General features: G+C 62.8%; 13 protein-coding genes. 4 read left to right on the plus strand and 9 right to left on the minus strand.

Features of this window, described 5'->3' with window-relative positions; all coding sequences use genetic code 11:
• Positions 1 to 7: 7 nt before the first annotated feature.
• Both gltB and AC0L16_RS17830 read left to right on the plus strand, forming a co-directional pair.
• On the plus strand, positions 8 to 4,756 hold the full coding sequence (gene gltB, locus AC0L16_RS17825; RefSeq protein ID WP_473622259.1) for a glutamate synthase large subunit: 4,749 nt from the start codon (positions 8 to 10) through the stop codon (positions 4,754 to 4,756).
• Between the two features lie 143 nt (positions 4,757 to 4,899).
• On the plus strand, positions 4,900 to 6,354 hold the full coding sequence (locus AC0L16_RS17830) for a glutamate synthase subunit beta (protein ID WP_473622260.1): 1,455 nt from the start codon (positions 4,900 to 4,902) through the stop codon (positions 6,352 to 6,354).
• A 70-nt stretch (positions 6,355 to 6,424) separates the two neighbouring features.
• Here AC0L16_RS17830 and AC0L16_RS17835 read toward each other — a convergent pair whose 3' ends face one another.
• Together AC0L16_RS17835 and AC0L16_RS17840 are read right to left on the minus strand one after the other, a co-directional pair.
• Positions 6,425 to 7,660: an SGNH/GDSL hydrolase family protein gene (locus AC0L16_RS17835; RefSeq protein ID WP_473622262.1), complete on the minus strand. Its 1,236-nt coding sequence runs from the start codon at positions 7,658 to 7,660 to the stop codon at positions 6,425 to 6,427.
• A 127-nt stretch (positions 7,661 to 7,787) separates the two neighbouring features.
• Positions 7,788 to 9,014, minus strand: a complete 1,227-nt coding sequence (locus AC0L16_RS17840; protein ID WP_473622263.1) for a lytic murein transglycosylase — start codon at positions 9,012 to 9,014, stop codon at positions 7,788 to 7,790.
• 212 nt (positions 9,015 to 9,226) lie between these two features.
• Between AC0L16_RS17840 and galU the strand changes: the two genes are divergently transcribed.
• Positions 9,227 to 10,132 carry a UTP--glucose-1-phosphate uridylyltransferase GalU gene (gene galU, locus AC0L16_RS17845; protein ID WP_473622264.1) on the plus strand — a complete coding sequence of 302 codons (906 nt, stop codon included), beginning with the start codon at positions 9,227 to 9,229 and terminating at the stop codon, positions 10,130 to 10,132.
• Between the two features lie 133 nt (positions 10,133 to 10,265).
• On the opposite strand, the gene AC0L16_RS17850 is transcribed toward galU, so the two are convergent.
• On the minus strand, positions 10,266 to 11,999 hold the full coding sequence (locus AC0L16_RS17850) for an outer membrane beta-barrel protein (protein WP_473622265.1): 1,734 nt from the start codon (positions 11,997 to 11,999) through the stop codon (positions 10,266 to 10,268).
• 161 nt (positions 12,000 to 12,160) lie between these two features.
• On the opposite strand from AC0L16_RS17850, the gene AC0L16_RS17855 reads away from it, so the two are divergent.
• The gene (locus AC0L16_RS17855; RefSeq protein ID WP_473622266.1) at positions 12,161 to 13,162 is read left to right on the plus strand and encodes a KpsF/GutQ family sugar-phosphate isomerase; all 1,002 of its coding nucleotides are present in this window, start codon (positions 12,161 to 12,163) and stop codon (positions 13,160 to 13,162) included.
• Positions 13,163 to 13,205: 43 nt separating this feature from the next.
• Here the strand turns inward: AC0L16_RS17855 and AC0L16_RS17860 are convergent, their stop codons facing one another.
• The 6 genes from AC0L16_RS17860 to AC0L16_RS17885 form a co-directional block, all read right to left on the minus strand.
• Complete coding sequence (locus tag AC0L16_RS17860) at positions 13,206 to 13,676, minus strand: NfeD family protein (protein WP_202366075.1); 471 nt, start codon at positions 13,674 to 13,676, stop codon at positions 13,206 to 13,208.
• Between the two features lie 4 nt (positions 13,677 to 13,680).
• Positions 13,681 to 14,631, minus strand: a complete 951-nt coding sequence (locus tag AC0L16_RS17865) for an SPFH domain-containing protein (protein ID WP_473622267.1) — start codon at positions 14,629 to 14,631, stop codon at positions 13,681 to 13,683.
• Between the two features lie 151 nt (positions 14,632 to 14,782).
• A complete protein-coding gene (hemH, locus tag AC0L16_RS17870; RefSeq protein ID WP_473622268.1) occupies positions 14,783 to 15,847 on the minus strand; it encodes a ferrochelatase in 1,065 nt (354 codons plus the stop codon).
• Positions 15,848 to 15,994: 147 nt separating this feature from the next.
• Complete coding sequence (locus AC0L16_RS17875) at positions 15,995 to 18,055, minus strand: 5'-nucleotidase C-terminal domain-containing protein (RefSeq protein ID WP_473622269.1); 2,061 nt, start codon at positions 18,053 to 18,055, stop codon at positions 15,995 to 15,997.
• 323 nt (positions 18,056 to 18,378) lie between these two features.
• Positions 18,379 to 18,750 (minus strand): outer membrane lipoprotein Omp10, encoded by a 372-nt coding sequence (gene omp10, locus AC0L16_RS17880; protein ID WP_473622325.1) that lies wholly within the window; start codon positions 18,748 to 18,750, stop codon positions 18,379 to 18,381.
• Between the two features lie 197 nt (positions 18,751 to 18,947).
• On the minus strand, positions 18,948 to 20,393 hold the full coding sequence (locus AC0L16_RS17885) for a homospermidine synthase (protein ID WP_473622270.1): 1,446 nt from the start codon (positions 20,391 to 20,393) through the stop codon (positions 18,948 to 18,950).
• Positions 20,394 to 20,746 lie beyond the last annotated feature (353 nt).

Raw genomic sequence — 20,746 nt, forward strand, 5'->3', positions numbered from 1 at the left:
CAGGACGATGACGGAAGTGACGCCATCTGCGACGAACGGCCCGGCCGCGCAGACGAAAGCGCCAGCCGTCAAAAATCCGTCGATCGCGAATGGTCTGACCAGGATCGGGCGGACCCCTACCGGGTTCGCCGCCCACGGCCTTTACGATCCGCGCAATGAGCACGATGCCTGCGGCGTCGGCTTCATCGTCAACATGAAGGGCGTCAAGTCGCATCAGATCGTCACGGACGGCCTGGCGATGCTCGAAAACCTGACGCATCGCGGCGCCGTCGGTGCCGACCCGCTGATGGGCGACGGTGCCGGCGTGCTGGTGCAGCTTCCCGATCGCTTCTTCCGCGACGAGATGGCCAGCCAGGGCGTCGAACTGCCCAAGCCCGGCCATTACGCCGTCGGCCATGTGTTCATGCCGCGCGATCCTGAGCTTCAGGCGCATATCGAAGGCATCATCGCCGAGGTCGCGCAGGCCGAAGGTCAGCCGCTGCTCGGCTTTCGCGACGTGCCGGTCGACAATTCATCGCTGTCAAAGGCGCCTGATATCGCTGCTTCCGAACCGGTCCAGCGGCAGGTGTTTCTGGGTCGCGGCGCCGAGATCGAGAGCGACGACGATTACGAACGGCGGCTCTACATCCTGCGCAAGGTCATTTCCGGTCGTATCCATGAAGAGACCAAGGGCGTCGACAATGGCTTCTACGTCGTGTCGATGTCATCGCGGACCATCGTCTACAAGGGCATGTTCCTGGCCTACCAGGTTGGCGCCTATTACAAGGATCTGACCGATCCGCGTTTCGAGACGGCGCTGATCCTCGTCCACCAGCGTTTCTCGACCAATACCTTCCCGTCGTGGAAGCTGGCGCATCCCTATCGCATGGTCGCCCATAATGGCGAGATCAACACGCTGCGCGGCAACGTCAACTGGATGGCGGCGCGGCAGGCCTCGGTCGATTCCGAACTGTTCGGCAACGACATCTCCAAGCTGTGGCCGATCTCCTATGAGGGGCAGTCGGACACCGCCTGTTTCGACAATGCGCTCGAGTTCCTGACGCAGGGCGGCTACTCGCTCGCTCACGCGATGATGATGCTGATCCCTGAGGCCTGGGCCGGCAACAAGCTGATGGATCAAGATCGCAAGGCCTTTTATGAATACCACGCCGCCCTGATGGAGCCGTGGGACGGGCCGGCGGCGGTGGCCTTCACCGACGGCCGCCAGATCGGCGCTACGCTCGACCGCAACGGGCTGCGCCCGGCGCGCTACATCGTCACCGACGACGATCGCGTCATCATGGCCTCGGAAGCCGGCGTGCTGCCGGTGCCGGAGGAAAGGATCGTCAAGAAGTGGCGGCTGCAGCCCGGCCGCATGCTTTTGATCGACCTGGAGAAGGGCCGCATCGTTTCCGACGAGGAGATCAAGTCGGAGATCGCGACGAGGCATCCCTACAAGAGCTGGCTCGCCAACACCCAGCTCATCCTCGAAGACCTGAAGCCGGTCGAGCCGCGGGCGCTGCGCAGGGACGTCAGCCTGCTCGATCGCCAGCAGGCGTTCGGCTTTACCCAGGAAGACACCAAGCTGTTGATGTCGCCGATGGCGACCACCGGCCAGGAAGCGGTCGGCTCGATGGGCACCGACACGCCGATTTCGGCGATGTCGGACAGATCGAAGCTGCTCTACACCTATTTCAAGCAGAACTTCGCCCAGGTCACCAACCCGCCGATCGACCCGATCCGCGAGGAACTGGTGATGAGCCTGGTGTCGTTCATCGGGCCGAGGCCGAACATCTTCGACCTCGTCGGCAATTCGCGTCGCAAGCGGCTCGAAGTGCGCCAGCCGATCCTGACCAATGGCGACCTGGAGAAGATCCGCTCCATCGGTCACACCGAGGACCGTTTCGACACCAAGACGATCGACATCACCTATGCTTCGAACGAAGGCGCGGCCGGCATGCAGGGCGCCATCGACCGGCTGTGCGAGCGCGCCGAGGCGGCGGTCGCCGGCGGCTACAACATCATCATCCTGTCCGACCGTCAGCTCGGGCCGGACCGCATCGCCATCCCGGCATTGCTGGCGACGGCGGCGGTCCACCATCATCTGATCCGCAAGGGATTGCGCACGTCGGTGGGGCTGGTCGTCGAGTCCGGCGAACCGCGCGAGGTGCATCATTTCTGCTGCCTTGCGGGCTATGGCGCCGAGGCGATCAATCCCTATCTCGCCTTCGACACGCTGCTCGACATGCACAAGCGCGGCGAGCTGCCGGCCGAAGTCGACGCCAATGAGGTCGTCTCCCGCTACATCAAGTCGATCGGCAAGGGCATTCTCAAGGTGATGTCGAAGATGGGCATCTCGACCTACCAGTCCTATTGCGGCGCGCAGATCTTCGACGCCATCGGGCTGAAGACCGATTTCGTACAAAAATATTTCACCGGCACCGCGACGCTGATCGAAGGCGTCGGGCTGGAAGAGATCGCAGCCGAGACGGTCAGCCGCCACGCCGATGGCTTCGGCAACGACCCGGTGCTGCGCAACAGCCTTGAGGTCGGCGGCGAATACATGTTCCGCATGCGCGGCGAAGCGCATATCTGGTCGCCCGATGCGGTGGCTACCTTGCAGCACGCCGTGCGCCAGGGATCGTGGCAGACGTTCAAGGACTATTCCGCTCAGATCGACAGCGAGACGGCGCGGGCGCAGAGCATTCGCGGCCTGTTCAAGATCAGGCTGGCCGAAGAAACCGGGCGCAAGAAGGTCGCGCTCGACGAGGTCATGTCGGCGGCCGATATCGTCAAGCGGTTCTCGACCGGTGCGATGTCCTTCGGCTCGATCTCCAGGGAAGCGCACACCACGCTGGCGCGCGCCATGAACACGATCGGCGGCAAGTCTAACACCGGCGAGGGCGGCGAAGAGGCCGACCGTTACCTGCCGCTGCCGGGCGGCGGCAAGAACCCCGAGCGTTCGGCGATCAAGCAGGTCGCTTCCGGGCGTTTCGGCGTGACGGCGGAATATCTGGTGAATTCCGATGTGATGCAGATCAAGGTCGCGCAAGGCGCAAAGCCCGGCGAGGGCGGTCAGCTGCCCGGCCACAAGGTCGATGCCACCATCGCCAAGGTCAGGCATTCGACGCCCGGCGTCGGCCTGATCTCGCCGCCGCCGCATCACGACATCTACTCGATCGAGGATCTGGCGCAGCTCATCTACGACCTCAAGAACGTCAACCCGGCGGCTGATGTCTCGGTCAAGCTGGTCTCCGAAGTCGGTGTCGGCACGGTTGCGGCCGGCGTCGCCAAGGCGCGTGCCGATCACATCACCATTTCCGGCTATGACGGCGGCACCGGCGCATCGCCGCTGACCTCGCTCAAGCACGCCGGCAGCCCGTGGGAAATGGGCCTTGCCGAGACGCACCAGACGCTGGTGCTCAACGGCCTCAGGTCGCGCGTCGCGCTGCAGGTCGATGGCGGCCTGCGCACCGGCCGCGACGTCGTCATCGGCGCGCTGCTTGGCGCCGACGAATTCGGCTTCTCGACCGCGCCGCTGATCGCGGCCGGCTGCATCATGATGCGCAAGTGCCATCTCAACACCTGCCCGGTCGGCGTCGCGACGCAGGACCCGGTGTTGCGCAAGCGCTTCAAGGGCACGCCGGAACATGTCATCAACTTCTTCTTCTACGTGGCGGAAGAGGTGCGGGCGCTGCTCGCCGAGATGGGCTACACCCACCTCGACCAGATCATCGGCGACACCGACCTCCTGGAGAAGCGGGCGCTGATCCAGCACTGGAAGGCGCGCGGGCTCGACTTCAGCAAGATGTTCTTCAAGCCCGATGCCCCGCACGAGGCGGTGCACTGGACCGAGCGGCAGAAGCATCCGATCGACGACGTGCTCGACCGCAAGCTGATCGAGTTGGCCAAGCCGGCGCTGGAAGCCCGGCAGCCGGTCAGCATCGAGCTGCCGATCCGCAATGTCGACCGTTCGACCGGCGCCATGCTGTCGGGCGAAGTGGCAAAGCGCTTCAAGCACAAGGGCCTGCGTGAGGACACGATCTCGGTGAAACTCACCGGCACCGCCGGCCAGTCTTTTGGCGCCTTCCTGGCGCGGGGGGTTTCGTTCGATCTTATTGGCGCTGGTAACGACTATGTCGGCAAGGGCCTGTCGGGTGGACGCATCGTCATCCGCCCGCCGGAAAACACGAAGATCGTCGCCGCGGAGTCGATCATCGTCGGCAACACGGTGCTTTACGGCGCGACCGAGGGCGAGGCCTATTTCTGCGGCGTCGCCGGTGAGCGTTTTGCGGTTCGCAATTCGGGCGTGGCCGCCGTCGTCGAAGGTGTTGGCGACCATGGCTGCGAATACATGACCGGCGGCATTGTCGTCGTCATCGGACAGACCGGCCGCAATTTTGCCGCCGGCATGTCGGGCGGCGTCGCCTATGTGCTCGACGAGGAGGGTGATTTCGCCGAACGCTGCAACATGGCGATGGTCGAACTGGAACCCGTTCCCGAAGAAGACGACCTGATGGAGAAACTGCTCCATCATGGCGGCGACCTCGACCACAAAGGCCGCGTCGACGTGTCCGGCGACATGACCAGCCATGATGAGGAGCGTCTCTATCAGCTGATCTCGAACCACGTCCATTACACCGGTTCGGTGCGCGGCCGCGAGATCCTCGACAACTGGGCGGCTTTCCGGCCGAAATTCCGGAAGATCATGCCGGTCGAATACCGCCGCGCGCTGATCGAAATGGAACGCATGCGCATGGGCGTTGCAGCGGAATAGATTTTTGCGACGGCCGGGAAGCCTGGCTTCCCGGCACGGGTCTCATCAACAATCCTGACCTCGTGCTGAAGGTTGCCATGGCTGCCTCAAGAGGTTAACGGGTGCGGCGAAAACCGCACCATCTGGACAGCAGGAACTGGACTATGGGCAAGGTAACAGGGTTTCTCGAGATCGACCGGCAGGTGCACAAGTACCAGCCGGCTTCCGACCGCATCCGGCATTTTCGCGAGTTCACGCTGCCGATGTCGGACAAGGAGGTCGAGAAACAGGCCGCGCGCTGCATGGATTGCGGCATTCCGTACTGCCACGGGCCGACCGGCTGCCCGGTCCACAACCAGATCCCGGACTGGAACGACCTCGTTTACAATGGCGACTGGGACAATGCGATCCGCAATTTGCATTCGACCAATAATTTCCCGGAATTCACCGGCCGCATCTGTCCGGCACCTTGCGAGGAAGCCTGCACGCTGAACCTCGAGGACATTCCGGTCGCCATCAAGACGATCGAGCAGGCAATCGCCGACAAGGCCTATGAAACCGGCCATATCCGGCCCTATCCGCCGGAAAAGAAGACCGGCAAGCGCGTCGCCGTCATTGGCTCGGGGCCGGCCGGCATGGCGGCCGCCCAGCAGCTTGGCCGCGCCGGGCACGACGTTCACGTCTATGAGCGCGAGAGCCGGCCGGGCGGGCTGATGCGCTACGGCATCCCCGACTTCAAGATCGAGAAGCACTACATCGACCGGCGCATTGAGCAGATGCAAGGCGAGGGCGTGAGTTTTCATTGCGGGATCAATGTCGGCGTCGACAAGCCGGTGGCGGAGCTGCTCGCCGAGTATGATGCGGTGCTCTATTGCGGCGGTTCGGAAACGCCGCGCCCGGCCAACATTCCCGGCGACGATCTCGACGGCGTGCATGACGCAATGCCTTACCTGGTGCAGCAGAACAAGCGCATCGGCGGCGAGCCGATCCAGTCGGTGGCGTGGCCCTCGCCGCCGATCGTCGCTGGCGGCCAGCATGTCGTCGTCGTCGGTGGCGGCGACACCGCGTCGGACTGCGTCGGCACCGCCTTCCGCCAGGGCGCCGTTCGTGTCACCCAGCTCGATATCCGGCCGCAGCCGCCGGAAAGGGAAGACAAGCTTTCGGTCTGGCCCTACTGGGCGACGAAGATGCGCACCTCGTCCTCGCAGGCGGAAGGCGCCGAACGCGAGTTCCAGGTGGCGACGCTCGAATTCATCGGCGAGGACGGCGCGTTGACCGGCGTCAAATGCTGCGAGGTCGATGAGAAGCGAAAGCCGATCGTCGGCACGGAATTCGTCATCCGCGCGGATCTCGCCTTCATCGCTATCGGCTTTGCCGGGCCGGCTACCGTCGGGCCGGTGTCAGAGCTGGCTGGCCAGATGAAGATCGCCATCGACAGCCGCCGCTCGAACAACGTCGAGGCCAATGATCGCGACTACAAGACCAGCGTCGAAAAGCTCTATGCGGCGGGCGATGTGCGCCGCGGTCAATCGCTGGTCGTCTGGGCGATCCGCGAGGGCCGTCAGGCAGCGCGTTCGATCGACGAGGCGCTGATGGGATCGAGCGTGCTGCCGCGCTGAGACCGTTTGGAAACTCTACTCCCCGCGGCCATCTGAGGCGCTTTCTGCCCTTCCGGTGCCCGGGGCAGGTTTACGGAGTGATCGCCGTGGTCGTTTCGGGTGCGGCCGCCGCCGCAGGCTGTCCCTTTGGCGGCCAGGAAAAATCGTCGGCGCGGCCGGGCGAAGCAGCTGATGCCTTGCCCTCGACTACGAGTTTTTCGCCAGGCCCGTCCGCCTTTGCCGGCGCTGCGGCGCCGAGAAGTTCCGTACCGCCGTCGAGTGCCGGATCGTTGAGCAGCATCGGCACGGTGCGATCGACGGCCATGGGTGTCGGCACCGGCGCCCCGACGGGAGCGCCGGCCGGCGCATAAGCTGCCGGTGTGCCCGGAGGCGCCGTCATTCCAAGGAGCTTCAGCAAGGGTTTTTCGGCATAGAAGGCGAGCTTGCGTTTGCCGGCTTTCGAGACATAGATGCCGTCGTCGGTGCGCAGGCGCACCGGCTGGCCGTTGATATCGGGCCCGCTGGTGACAAAGGCGCCTTCCTCGTCGACGAAACCGTCCCAGATGTCGATGAATTCGCCGCCGTGACTTTCGGCCGTCGAGCGGTAGATGTCGTTGAAAGCCAGCATGTCGGACGTCATCTTCGGCGCCTTGAAGGCCGGCATGCCGACCCACAGATATGGCACCTTGGCCGACGCAATGGCGTTGCCGAACGATTCGGTGCGGCGCTCGTATTCCTTGGTCCAGGCTTCGGACCGCGGCTGTTCGCGTTCACCGTTCACGCGCATTTGCTGCCGATCGTTGGAGCCCAGCATGACGATCACGGCCGCCGGCTTTTCGGTCTCGATCAGCGACTTGATCTGTTCGGGCCAGTTGTAGAAATCGTCACGCACGAAACCGGACGAACCGTTGCTGCGGACGACGATCCTGATCTTGCTGTTTTCGGCAAAGGCGGTGTCGAGACCTTCGGCGAGGCCGGTCGCCATGAAATCGCCGACCACCAGAACGGTGCGGGCATCCGGCGCCTTCTCGACAATCGGGGCTGCCGGCTCAGCCGGCCGGCGCGGCGCGGCACGGGCCTTTCTGGCTTTTGGCTTGCGTGGCCCGATCCTCTGAATCTGTCGCGGCTGAATCAGTCGCGGCGGCTCCACCCGCTCGCTTCGGCGCAGAAACAACAAGTCGCGCAGCGACCAGCCACGCCTTTGTTCTTCCTGCGCCACGGCCGGCGTGTGAAAGACGGCGGCAGTGCTGACGGCCAGAACGGCAATAGCCAGAATCAGGATCGGCACGCGACGAAGGATCACACGGATACGCGCAGCCGAAACCAATTACCGTCTCCATCCCTTAAGAGCGCCGGACTCTAGTATAACCGTGCCGCCGCTCTATCTTTTTTTGGAGCATCGGATTCCCCAAACCGGTTTGGGTCCGATGCTCCAAGCCAGCCCCTATGCGAGGCTAGTTCTGCCTGAGCGATTTGAGCACTTCCATGCTCGGATGTCCGTCCTGGGTCAAGCCAGCCTTTGCCTGGAAGGCCATGATGGCGGCTCTCGATCCCTCGCCGATCTTGCCGTCGAACTTGCCGTCGTAGTAGCCGTACTGGGAAAGCCGTTGCTGAAGCTCCTGCCTCTCCTCGAAGGAGAGCTTCGTGAAAGGCCGCTGCCAGTCCTGCACAAGCCCACCATAGCCGGCGATTTCGTCGGCAAGAAGGCCAACGGCTACCGCGTATTTGTCGGCATTGTTGTAGCGCTTGATGACCGAAAAATTCTTGACCATCAGGAAAGCCGGGCCGCCGCGGCCGCCTGGCACCTTCAGCGTGGCCTTCTCCGCGCTATTCTTGAACGGCTTGCCGTTGACACGCGTGACACCCAGCGCTTGCCATTGCGACAACGACTTCGATCCGGCCGGGAACTTCCTTCCGTCGGGGAGGCTGACTTCATAGCCCCAGGTTTTGCCGGCCTGCCAGCCGTTCTTCCTGAGCAGATTGGCGGCCGTTGCCAATGCATCGGGAATCGAATTCCAGATGTCGCGCTTGCCGTCGCCGTCCATATCGACCGCATAGGCCTGATAGCTGGTGGGAATGAACTGGGTATGGCCCATGGCGCCGGCCCATGAGCCACTGAGGTGGCTTTTATCGATGTCGCCTCTTTGCAGGATCTTCAGCGCCGCGATCAACTGTGTGCGGGCAAACTTCGATCGTCTCGAATCGGCATAGCCAAGCGTGGCCAGCGAACGCACGACATTGCGCATGACGTCGTCGCGCTTGAGGATTTCGCCGTAATTCGATTCCATCGACCAGATCGCCAGCAGGATGTGACGGTCGACGCCGTATTTTGCCTCGATCCTGTCCAGCCACGGCTTCCACTTCCTGGCCATCTGCTTGCCAACAGCGACCGACTGGTCATGGACGCGGTTGTCGAAATAGTCCCAGGCGGGCGCGGTGAATTCGGGTTGATAACGCGCTTTTTCCAGCACGACCGGGTCGGCATCGCTGATGCCCTCGAATGCGCGGTCGTAAACGGCGCCGGAAACGCCGCTCCGCACCGCGGTGGCGCGGAAGCTCGCCACCCATTGCCGGAAACCGGCGTCGGCAAAAGCCGATCCGGTTGAAATCAGCAAGGCAAGCGAAAGGCTGGCGGCCGCAACGATGCTGGTGAAGCGCTTTGCGGCGTCGCGAACGGACATCTTTTCCTCCTTCTTCATCACAGGAAGATCATTCATCGCCGAACCCGGTTAGCATTTAGTTTACCATAGGTGCCGTTGGGAACGAAAAGGCGGGTTGGTGCTTTACGGACTACAGATTTTTTCTGACCAGCCGTTCCATAATCCCAGATTCCGGCACGAAAATGTTTTGAAGCGGGATTGCCGAACAACCTTAGAAGCGGATATTTGACAGCATGAAGAGAGTTCGCAAGGCAGTTTTCCCGGTCGCCGGCCTCGGCACGCGTTTTCTCCCGGCCACCAAGGCCATACCCAAGGAAATGCTGACCGTCGTCGACAGGCCTGTCATCCAGTATGTGGTCGACGAGGCACGCGAAGCCGGCATCGAGCATTTCATCTTCGTGACCGGACGCAACAAGGCGGTCATCGAGGATCATTTCGACGTCCAGTTCGAACTCTATGACACGCTCGCCCAGCGGGGCAAGGACGACGAGCTCGCCCGCCTGCAGCGGCTGCAACCTTCGCCAGGGCAGACCAGCTTCACCCGCCAGCAGGTGCCGCTTGGCCTTGGCCATGCCGTCTGGTGTGCCCGTGAGCTGGTCGGCGACGAGCCCTTCGCGCTGCTTTTGCCCGATATGATCATGCAGTCCGAAAAAAGCTGCATGAAGGAAATGGTCGAGCTTTATGCCGAGACCGGCAACAACATTGTCGCGGTTCAGGAATGCGACCCCGCCGAGGCGCACAAATACGGCATCGTCGGCCGCGGCGAGGATACGCATCATGGTTTCCGCATTACCGGCATGGTGGAGAAGCCGAAAGCAGGCACGGCACCCTCCAATCTATACATCAACGGGCGCTACATCCTGCAGCCGGAGATATTTGGGATACTCGAAGGTCAGGAGAAGGGCGCCGGCAACGAGATACAACTCACCGATGCGATGCTGAAGCTGGAGAAGCAGCAGCCCTTCTATGGCTGCCACTACCGAGGGCGCACCTTCGATTGCGGATCGCCGGAAGGCTTTGTCGAGGCCAACGTCGCCTTCGCGCTTTGGCGCAGCGACATAAACGGACGCATGGCGGGCGCTATCAGCAAGCTTCTCGACGAGATGAAACCGTCAGAGCAGCGGGGCGCGGCGTTCTAATGCATGCGCGCGAAAGCATGCCCTCGGGCTTGAACCGGGCTTGAACCGAGGGTGCGATAACGACGGGCATACCACCGTTCCCGCCACGGCCTGACTTGAATCTCGATATGCCCCAAACCTCCAACAACTTGGTTTACGGCTGCAGCGTCACCCCGACAAAGATGCTGTGGGCGGTGTAGTCGCGACCCTCCAGGTTGCTGGTCTGTTTTTCAGTTCTGGCGCGGGTGGTCAGTCCGGCATATCGGTTGAGCCACCATGTCAGTCCGGCCTCGGCGCTCAGTATCAGATCATGGCCATCGGACCCGACGTAGTCGCGCCAGCCCACGCCGAAAGCTGCGTTCCCAATCAGGTTGGCACGGATTTCCCGCTCGCCCGCGAGGAGGCCGGAGTAAAGGATGTCGCCGCTTTCGTAGGGGGTTGTCGTGCCCTCGACGGTCGTTTGTCCGATGAGGCCGATCGTGGTGCCGCGTTCCGGCGACCATCTGAGGTCGGCGTTCACCGTGGCACCCGAAATTGCCGGCAGCCGGTCGTCGTCGAACGCCTCCCGCAGCCAGCCGGCCGAGAATTCGCCGGCAAGCTTCTCGCCGAGGTCGAGCTCGGCGCCGGCCCGAACCCCAAGTCCCGTCGAGGATCGTTCGAAACCATTGGTGTCGACGCGCAAATCATAGACCCGGCGGCCGATTTCGACTTCGGTGAAGGGGGTGATGGCGGGGGAAATCTCGTAGCCGGTTCGCAAGGTGGCGGTATAGAGCGTCGAGTCGCGGTCTTTCTGCGACAGCGTTCCTCCCGTCGAAAGCTTGGCGTCGCCATAAATGTCGTGCTCGACCGCGCCGGTCAGGACGAAGCGCATCTTGCCGGCGTCCTTCTCGACCGCGAGGCTGCCGTCAATGGTCTGGCTCACTGGCTGCTCGACGGTGTCTTCGATGACGACCGGCGACGAAGCCGTTTCCGGCGCCGCCTCGTAACCGAGTGTGGCGATAGCGCGCAGATCGTTGTCGAGGTCGACATTGAGCGTGCCATCGACACGGCCCCGTGCCTCCTGAACCTCGTCGCCCGATATGGTCTTGAGAAAGGTGCCGTAGCCGTCGATGACAGCCGAATTCTCCCGCCAGTCGGAGATGGCATTGAAGCGCAGCGTCGTTTCCGACAGCAGGGCCGGCTTGCCTTCGCTGCTGGAATCGGCATTTGACGAGGCCCTCAGGCCTTGCTCGAGCGTCGGCCTGATCACGAAGGAGCCGAGCTTGATGCCGGTGGCGGCGAACGGATCGTCCTCGGCCCTCCTGTCCCGGCCTTCGATGGCTTCGACGCGCTCGGCGCCCGGATCGAGCTGCTGCCTGTCGGCGGAATCGATGGTCACGGCACGGGAATTGATTGGGTCCTGGTCCGTCTCGGCCGTATCCGTGTCATCCGTCGTGGCCGTCATCGCGGTGGCGGCTTGCGTCTCGGCGGCCTCTTCTTGATCGGCTGCGCCCTGCGTTACGCTTGATGGCCGGGGCGGCGGGACGGGAGCGGGGGATTCCGCAAACGGATCGTCGGTTGCTTCCGGCGGATCAAAAATGCTGCCGATCGTTGGCGCCGTGTCGTCCTGTACGGCGCCCTGGCTGGCCGGCTGATAGGCGGGCGTCGGCGCAGTGCTCTGGCTGGTTGCGCCAGCCTGCGCCGTCTGTTCCTGGGCGATGCTCAATTGCCTGGTTTTGCGCTGCTGGTCGTCCAGAATCGCCGATTCCGAAACCTCGCCGCGCAGCTCGGTTACCTGGGCATAGGGCTGCGCAGGCCGCAGCAAGGCGAAGACGCTGGTCGCCAGCAGCAAGGCGCAGACCGCCTTGCCGTTTCGTCTTTTTTTCTTTTCAGGCTGGGCCCCGGACATCGCTACCACTGCTTGCGCGGCGCAGGCACGCCATACTTACCGAACCGTAAACGGGGATGGTTAACGCAGGGTTGAGGCGGCGGTCGATCGAAGCCCATGGATGGCTACCGGATGGCAATTCCGTTGGACAGGCGCGCGGCAAAGCGCTAATCGCATCAGCCATGCATGCGGGATCCCCAGACAAGAAGCGGCTCGATGGGCAAGCTTCGATCGCCTCGGCGCTTAGAACGGTAGCGACCGAGCAGGCCGGTGTCGCGGCGCTGGCGGCCGCGCTCGAAAACGGATTGACCGAACCGTTCGCGCGCGCCGTCGATATGGTGTCGCATATCGCCGGCCGCGTCATCGTCACCGGCGTCGGCAAGAGCGGCCATATCGGCTCAAAGATCGCGGCGACGCTCGCCTCGACCGGCACGCCGGCTTTCTTCGTCCATTCTGCCGAAGCCAATCATGGCGACCTCGGCATGATCGCCAGGGACGACGCCATCATCGCCATATCGTGGTCGGGCGAGAGCCGCGAGCTCAAGGGCATCATCGCCTATTCCAGGCGCTTCTCGATTCCGCTGATCGCTGTCACCGCCGGGGAGCGATCAGCGCTGGCGCGGGCGGCCGATGTGGTGCTTTTGCTGCCGCGTGCCCCGGAAGCCTGCCCGCACGGCCTGGCGCCGACGACATCGACGCTGCTGCAACTGGTGATCGGCGATGCACTGGCGATCGCGCTGCTCGAAGCGCGCGGCTTCACGCCGGATCATTTCCGCACCTTCCATCCCGGTGGGCAGCTTGGCGCCAATCTGACGCAGATCCGCGACATCATGCATGTCGGCGACAGGCTGCCGCTGGTGCCTTCCGGCACTGGAATGCACGAAGCGATCCTCGAATTGTCGCGCAAGGGGTTTGGCTGCGTGGCGATAACCGCTGCGGATGGTGCGCTGATCGGCATTATCACCGACGGCGACATCAGGCGCCACATCGGCAGCAACCTTCTGGCGATGAGCGTCGATCAGGTCATGACCAAGGAGCCGAAGACGGCCGGACCGGATACACTGGTGGCGACGGCGCTGCAGACGATCAACAGTTCGACCATCTCCAGCCTGATGGTTGTCGAAGGCAGACGGCCGGTCGGACTTGTCCATCTGCATGATCTGCTGCGCATCGGCGCGGCCTGACAGACCTCAGGCCCGTTTGAAGTCGCCCGCCGAGATGGTCGGATCAGTCCAGGACCGCCTCGACCGTCAGTTCCAGATCGGTGTCGGCCGCGCCCGTCACGCGCACCTGCGTGCCGGCCGGCAGGTCGGGGCCGGAGACGCGCCATAGCGTGTCACCCAGCTTTATGCGGCCGCGGCCGTCCTTGATCGGCTCGGCCAGCGTGGCCATCCTGCCGATCATTTGTTCGCCGCGGCGGTTGAGCAGCGGCTGGTCTGTCGGGTCATGGCGTCCGCCCGCCAGTCTCTTGCCGACATAGGTTGAAACCAGCGACATCGCCAGAAAGGCGAGAACCTGGATCTGCCAGGTCCAGAAGTCCGCGTCCCAGATGAGCAGGGACACCACGCCGATCAGCAGCGCGGCGATGCCGATCCACAGCATGAATATGCCCGGTGCGATGACCTCCATCACCAGGAGGACGAAGCCGAGAACCATCCAAACCCAGGGGCCGAGTTCGGAAATGATGCGTTCGAACATGGCCTCAGGTCTCGCTGGGACGAACCACGGACGGGCGTGCAGCTTGCCGCGTGGCGCCGGCAGTGCCCTCTGCGCCGAAGACTTCCTTGGCGATCGCGCCGATGCCGCCGAGCGTGCCGATCAATGATGAAGCTTCCATCGGCATCAGCACGACCTTGCTGTTTGTGGCAGAGCCGATCCTGGTCAGTGCTTCGGTGTATTTCAGCGCAACGAAGTAGTTGAGCGCCTGCACGTCGCCCTTGGCGATCGCTTCCGACACCACTTGGGTGGCGCGGGCCTCGGCCTCGGCCGAGCGTTCGCGCGCCTCGGCGTCGCGGAAGGCGGCTTCCTTGCGGCCCTCGGCTTCGAGGATCTGCGACTGCTTGAGGCCTTCGGCGTCGAGGATCTGCGCGCGCTTGTTGCGCTCGGCCATCATCTGGCGACCCATCGATTCGACGAGATTGGCCGGTGGATTGATGTCCTTGATCTCGACGCGGGTGATCTTGATGCCCCAGGGATGTGCCGCCTCGTCGACGACGCGCAGCAGGCGTTCGTTGATGGCGTCGCGGTTCGACAAAAGCTCGTCGAGGTCCATCGAGCCCATCACGGTACGGATGTTGGTCATCGTCAGGTTGAGGATGGCGTTCTCCAGCCCGGCGACCTGGTAGGCGGCCTGGGCGGCGTTGAGCACCTGGTAGAAGGCGACGCCGTCGACGGCGACGGTGGCGTTGTCGCGAGTGATGATCTCCTGGGTCGGGACATCGAGCACCTGCTCCATCATGTTCAACTTGGCGCCGATACGGTCGACGAACGGCACGATGAGGTTGAGGCCGGGGCTCAATGTCCTGGTATAACGGCCAAAGCGTTCGACGGTATAATTGTAGCCTTGCGGGATTGTCCGGATGCCTTTGAAAAGCACGAGCACGACAAGAGCGACAAGAACAAGAAGCGCGATATCGAAACCACTGAAATCCATTTGGCTCTCCCTCAGATGCCGGCCACGGAAATTTTTCAACGCGACCGACTTCACCAAACACTTAATTGTGTTTCAGGAACGTTACAATCAGGTGATAGTGGACTACCGGTGCATAGAAAGCCGGCTCGCGGCGTTCGATTGTATTTCCGCTTCAGATCCAGCCAGACAGTTCGCGCCGCACCATCGCCTCGATCACCGCCATGCCCTCGGCACTGTCGTTGAGGCAGGGAATATGCGCGAACTTTTCGCCGCCGGCATGATGGAAGGTCTCGGCCGCCTCCCTGCCGATCTCGTCCAGCGTCTCGATGCAGTCGACAGAAAAGCCCGGATTGACGATGGCGATCGATCTCACGCCTTCTCCGGCTAATTTCTCGACCGTCTTGTCGGTGTAGGGCTGTAGCCATTCCTGAGCACCGAAGCGCGACTGGAACGTGGTGATCAGCCTCTTCTCATCCCAGCCGAGCTTTTCACGCAGTAGCCGGGTCGTCTCCAGGCAATGGGCCTGATAGGGATCGCCCTTGTCGGAATAGGATTTCGGAATGCCGTGATAGGAGGCGATGACCACTTCCGGCTCGAAATCGAGCATCGCCAGATGGCGCTCGATCGAACGGGCAAGCGCCTCGATATAAACCGATTCGGCATAGTAGGGCGGGACGCTGCGGATCGCCGGGGCGCGGCGCATCTTCATCAGCGCGCGAAATAACTGGTCGTTGGCGGTGGCGGTCGTGGTCGCGGAATATTGCGGATAAAGCGGAAAAGTCAGAATGCGATCGCAGCCCTGCGCGACCAGCCGTTTGGCGACGCACTCGGTCGAAGGATTGCCGTAACGCATTGCCCAGTCGACGGTGACGCCGGGCAGGTCGCGCAGCGCCTCGGTCAGCTTTTCGCTCTGAGCGCCGGTGTAGGTGCGCAGCGGCGACTCGTTACGCTGCCGATTCCAGATCCTGGCATAGTTGGCGCCCGACTTCTTCGGCCGTGTGGTGAGAACCAGCCCGTAGAGGATCGGGTACCAGATCGCCTTGTTGAGCTCGATGACGCGCGGATCGGACAGGAATTCCCTGAGATAGCGCCACATCGGCTTGAATTCCGTGCCGTCGGGCGTGCCGAGATTGACCAGCATGACGCCGATCCTGCCCGCCCCGACCGGCGGCTGTCCTGCCGGCAGCCGGCCGAGGGCCGTTGCGGCCTTGGGATCGGCAGGGTTCGAAAGCGTCATAAGGGATCTCCGGACACCGTGCGAAACTAGCGATGCCGCGCCGGGTTTCAATGCAGCGTCTGGCCGCACCTTATCTGAACCTGAGAGGTGAAAGCAGAAAAATCCGCCCGGTTTGCCGGACGGGTTTTCCAACAATGACAGAAGAATTCAGTTTGCGGCCGGGATGGTCAAGGTTGCGCCGACGGGAAGGAAGCGCGGCTCGTAGTCCTTGTTGGCGTCGGAGATCGTTTTCCACTTGGCGCCATCGCCATAGGCCTTTTCCGCCAAATCCCAATAGGTGTCGCCGGCAACGATCACATGGCTGCTTTCGGCCGGTGTTGCCTCGGCTGGTTTGGCCGGTTCCGCCTCAGGCGCCGGTGCCGCCTCGGCTGGCTTCGCCGGCTCGGCAGGTGCCGGCGTTGCCGGGGCGGGTTCCGTCGGCACGGCTGGCGGTGTCGTGGCAATATCGTCCGAACCGGCCGGCGGTTCGGGCATCGCCGGCTCCGCCTGTGCGGCTGGAGCCGTTTCTGCTGGTTTTGCCGGCTCGGCCGGAGCGGGAGCCTCGGCCGGCTTACTCGGCTCCTGGGCCGATTCCTGGGCCGGTTCCGCCGCCGCGGCGGCGGTGATTTCGGTGATGCGGCCATCGAGCTTAGGGGTATAAGGGCGATGCGCGCCGAGATAATCGGCGACCACCTGTTCGAGGCCCGGACCGTAATCATAGGCGTTTTTGGCCTTGTCGGCGAAGACCTTGTAGCCGTCGCCGCCCTGGCGCACATAGTTGTTGGTCGCGACCAGGTAATCCTTGTCCGGATTGATCGGCGTCCACCCGCCGCCTTGCATGACCTCGACCGACTTGACGCGCCCGGCATTCGCGGCGGCCGATTTGTCGAATGAATACTTCAGGCCGGCAACCTGCGGGAAGCGGCCGGCGCCGTCCTCGATCTGGCTGAGACCGTTCTCGAGCCCGGCAACCAGATCCTTGCCGGAAATCTGGAAGGTCGCCACTGTGTTCTGGAACGGCAGCACGGTCAGCACCTCGCCCATGGTGACGGTGCCCTGGTCGATCGAAGCGCGCAGACCGCCGCCATTCGTGATGACGATCTCGACACCCTGGTCCTTGACGCGGTCGAGGACGGCATCGGAGACGAGATTGCCCATCTCGCACTCGCGGGTGCGGCAGTTCTCACGGCTGCCGTCGATCGCCTTGGTGGTTTCGGCGACCTCCTGGTTCTTCAACGCCTCGATCGGCGCGCCGAGCTCCTTGATGCGGGCAAGCACGGCCGGATCTGGCGTGATCGACTTGTCGAGGTGGATCGGGTCGCCGCTGGCTTGCTTGACGACACCGTTGTCGTCGAACACGACCTTGAACTTGCCGAGATATTTCGAATAGGACGCCGCCTGGACGACCGGCACTTTGTAGCCGTCCGGATTGTCGACCATCGTTGGGTAGGGGCCCTCAGCCTTGGGGTCGGTGTTGGACAGCAGCGAATGGCTGTGGCCGCCAACCACCACGTCGACACCCGGGATCTTGGCGATGACGTCACGCTCGCGCTTGTAACCGATATGGGTGACCGCGATGATCTTGTTGACGCCTTCTCCCTTCAGCCTCTCGACCTCTGACGTGATCGACTTGACGTCGTCCTCGATCGTGACGTTAGGGCCCGGCGAAGCGAGCTCGGGCGTGTCGTTGGTGACCGCGCCGACGACGCCGATCTTCTGGCCGCCGACCTCGATCACAACAGACGGTTTCACGCGGTCACCGAGCTTGGATTGCGCGTTGGCCTTCACATTGGCGCCGAGCACCGGAAACTTGATCATATCCAGGAACGGCGCCAGTGCCGCCTCGCCGTCGTCGAACTCGTGATTGCCGACCGCCATGGCGTCGAATTCCATCTGGTTGAGGAATTCGCCTTCGGTCTTGCCCTTGTAGGTCGTGTAGAAGAGCGATCCCTGGAAATTGTCGCCGGCGCTGAGCAGCAGCACGTTCTGGGCTTCCAGCTTCTTGCGCTCCTGGGCGATCGCCGTGATCAGCCGCGCCGCGCCGCCGGTGCACTCGCCCTTGGTCTCCTCTTCGGCCGAGCAGGTCGATTCATATTTGTTGTTGCTTTCGATGCGGCTGTGCCAGTCGTTGATGTGCAGGATGTTCAGCGTGTAGTCGGCAAAGGACATGCCGGTCGACAGGCCAAGCGTCGACGCCGACAGGGCGGCGATGGCGGCGATCTTCTTCATCTTCGTCTCCCGGATGACCTGTTTATGCCGCTGCTCTACTGGAACTTAAGAGCCAGCTTTTCGCCCATGTTCACATCGCGTTTTAGCCGATGCAAGCGGAATCGGGCCCAGCTTTGCCGGCGCAAAAAGAACGGCGGCCTCAAGCCGCCGTCCTTTGCAAAAGCAGTTCAGTATGGGCTCAGAGACTGTTTGGAAACTCACTCTGGCGGCCATCTGATGGCGTTTTCTGTGCTTCCGGTGCTCACGGACCGAAATGTCCGCTGCGCGCCGGTTCTCGAAACCACCACCATATGACTCGCCAGAGCGAATTTCGAAACAGTCTCTCAGGTGCGTCGCGTCAGCACAAAGTTCTGCCCGCTTACGCTGGTGCAATTAAGCTGCGAGGTGGAGATCAACAAGCAGTTGAAGCTGATCGGCGTCTGGCGGATCAGCGAAGTGCCCTGGATTTCGACCGAGGTGCCGCCGGTCATGGTGTAGCTGCCGTCGGCAAGCTTCTGGCCGGTGTCGGTGGCGACGGTCTTGAAGCTGCCGCCGGTGAAGGTCGACAGGCCGGTGCCCTGCGCGTCGATCCATGAGCCTTCGACCGGACTCCGCGTGGCCAATGGCGGCCCGCCCGGGCCGGCGGTGGTGCACGCCGCCAAGGCGGCAGCGGCCGCGACAATGCCGGCCGAAAGCAATTTGCGCGCAATCGTCATCATCAAGATCCTCTCCTCTCGCATTGGCCCGAAAATCGATGCGATTTTTCGGAAAGCACGGTGCGTACACTCGAACCGCCAGAGCGTACTTTTGCGTCCAAATGGATGCACGTCGCTCCAGGCCGCCTTCCTTCAATCGCCCGATTTCCAAGCGATTGCAAGGCAGAGAGACATCGCTATCGAACGAGGATGCTGCACTATCGAACGAGGATGTTGCGGAATTGCCATGGGTCGTTTTTGTCAAGGTCTTCCGGGAACAGCCCAGGGCGGTTGTCGAGCGGCGTCCAGTCGGTGTAGTAGCCCTTGATCGGCCCGAGATAGGGCGACTGCACTTCCAGGCAGCGCCTGTAATTCATCTCGTCCGCCTCGACGATGCCGGCCTCGGGATTTTCGAGCCCCCAGACCATGCCCGCCAGCACTGCCGACGTGACCTGCATGCCCGTGGCGTTCTGATAAGGCGCCAGCTTGCGCGCCTCTGCCAGCGACAGCTGCGAGCCGTACCAATAGGCGTTCTTATCGTGGCCGTAGAGCAGCACGCCGAGCTCGTCGACACCGTCGACCAGTTCGTTTTCATCGAGCACGTGATGCACCGGCTGGGCCTTGCCGGCGGCGCCGAACATCTCGTGCAGCGACAGCACGGCGTCGTTGCAGGGATGGTAGGCGTAGTGACAGGTCGGGCGATATTGGACCTTGCCCTTCTTGCCGCGCAGGGTGAAGAAGTCGGCGATCGAGATCGACTCGTTGTGCGTTACCAGGAACCCATATTGCGGGCCCGGCGTCGGGCACCAGCTGCGCACGCGCGTGTTGGCGCCCGGCTGCTCCAGATAGATCGCGGCCTTCGAGCCATGCTTGTGCTCCCTGCCGTTCTTCGGCATCCATTTCTCATGCGTGCCCCAGCCAAGCTCGGCCGGTTGCAGCCCTTCCGAGATGAAGCCCTCGACCGACCAGGTGTTCCAGAACACGTTCATCGGCTTCGGCTTCTTGGTGCGCTGTGTGTCGCGCTCGGCGATGTGGATACCCTTGACGCCAGCCTTCTTCATCAGCCTGGCCCAAGCTTCGCGATCGTGCTGCGCGGGCTCCGAGAACTCGAGGCCAAGATCGGTGGCGAGGTTGACCAGCGCCTGCTTGACGAACCACGAGACCATGCCTGGATTGGCGCCGCAGGTGGAAATTGCGGTCGCCCCGCCGGGGTGCGCGCGCTTTTCTTCGATCATGGACTCGCGCAGCGCATAATTGCTGCGGCTGGCATTGTCGGCATTGGTGTCGAAATAGAAGCCGAGCCATGGCTCGACGACGGTGTCGATGTAGAGCACACCAAGCTTGCGACAGAGCCGCATCAAATCCACCGAGCCGGTGTCGACCGACAAGTTGACGCAAAAGCCCTGGCCGCCGCCTTTGGTCAGCAGCGGCGTCAGCAGCTTCTTGTAGTTCTTGCTGGTCACCGCGTCCTGGATGAAGGTGATATCGCGCTCGTCGAGCAGCTTGCGGTCGGTATCGCGTGGGTCGATGACCGTCATGCGCGACTTGTCGAACTTGAAATGGCGCTCGATCAGCGGCAGCGTTCCCCGTCCGATCGAGCCGAAGCCGATCATCACGACAGGGCCGGTGATCTCACCGTAAACGGGCCAGTTTTCATTCGCCATTTTATCGATTACTCCCTCAGATAGGCTGAAAAGCCGGGCAAACAGACGCAAAGCGGAGCATTTTTTTGCCCGACCGCCACGCGCTACAACCACAGATCATTGTCATAAACCAGCGAAAAGCCGCGAGCTACGCTGCATTCACCAAGTGGTTAAGGAGACGACCAGCCGATCATGGCCGTCACGACCTTGTCGCGTTGGGTAAAGTCGAGAGCCAGCAGTTGCGCGGCCAAGGATGCGGCGAGCGTTGCCCGCCGGGGTGATGCGCCAACCCCTTCAGCAGGATTTTTCCCGCCCTCGGTGCAGCTGTGGACGCCTGCCCCACGAGTTCCCCAGAACGATTTGGCGGGCCTCGT

The organism is Mesorhizobium sp. WSM4848 (assembly GCF_055811375.1).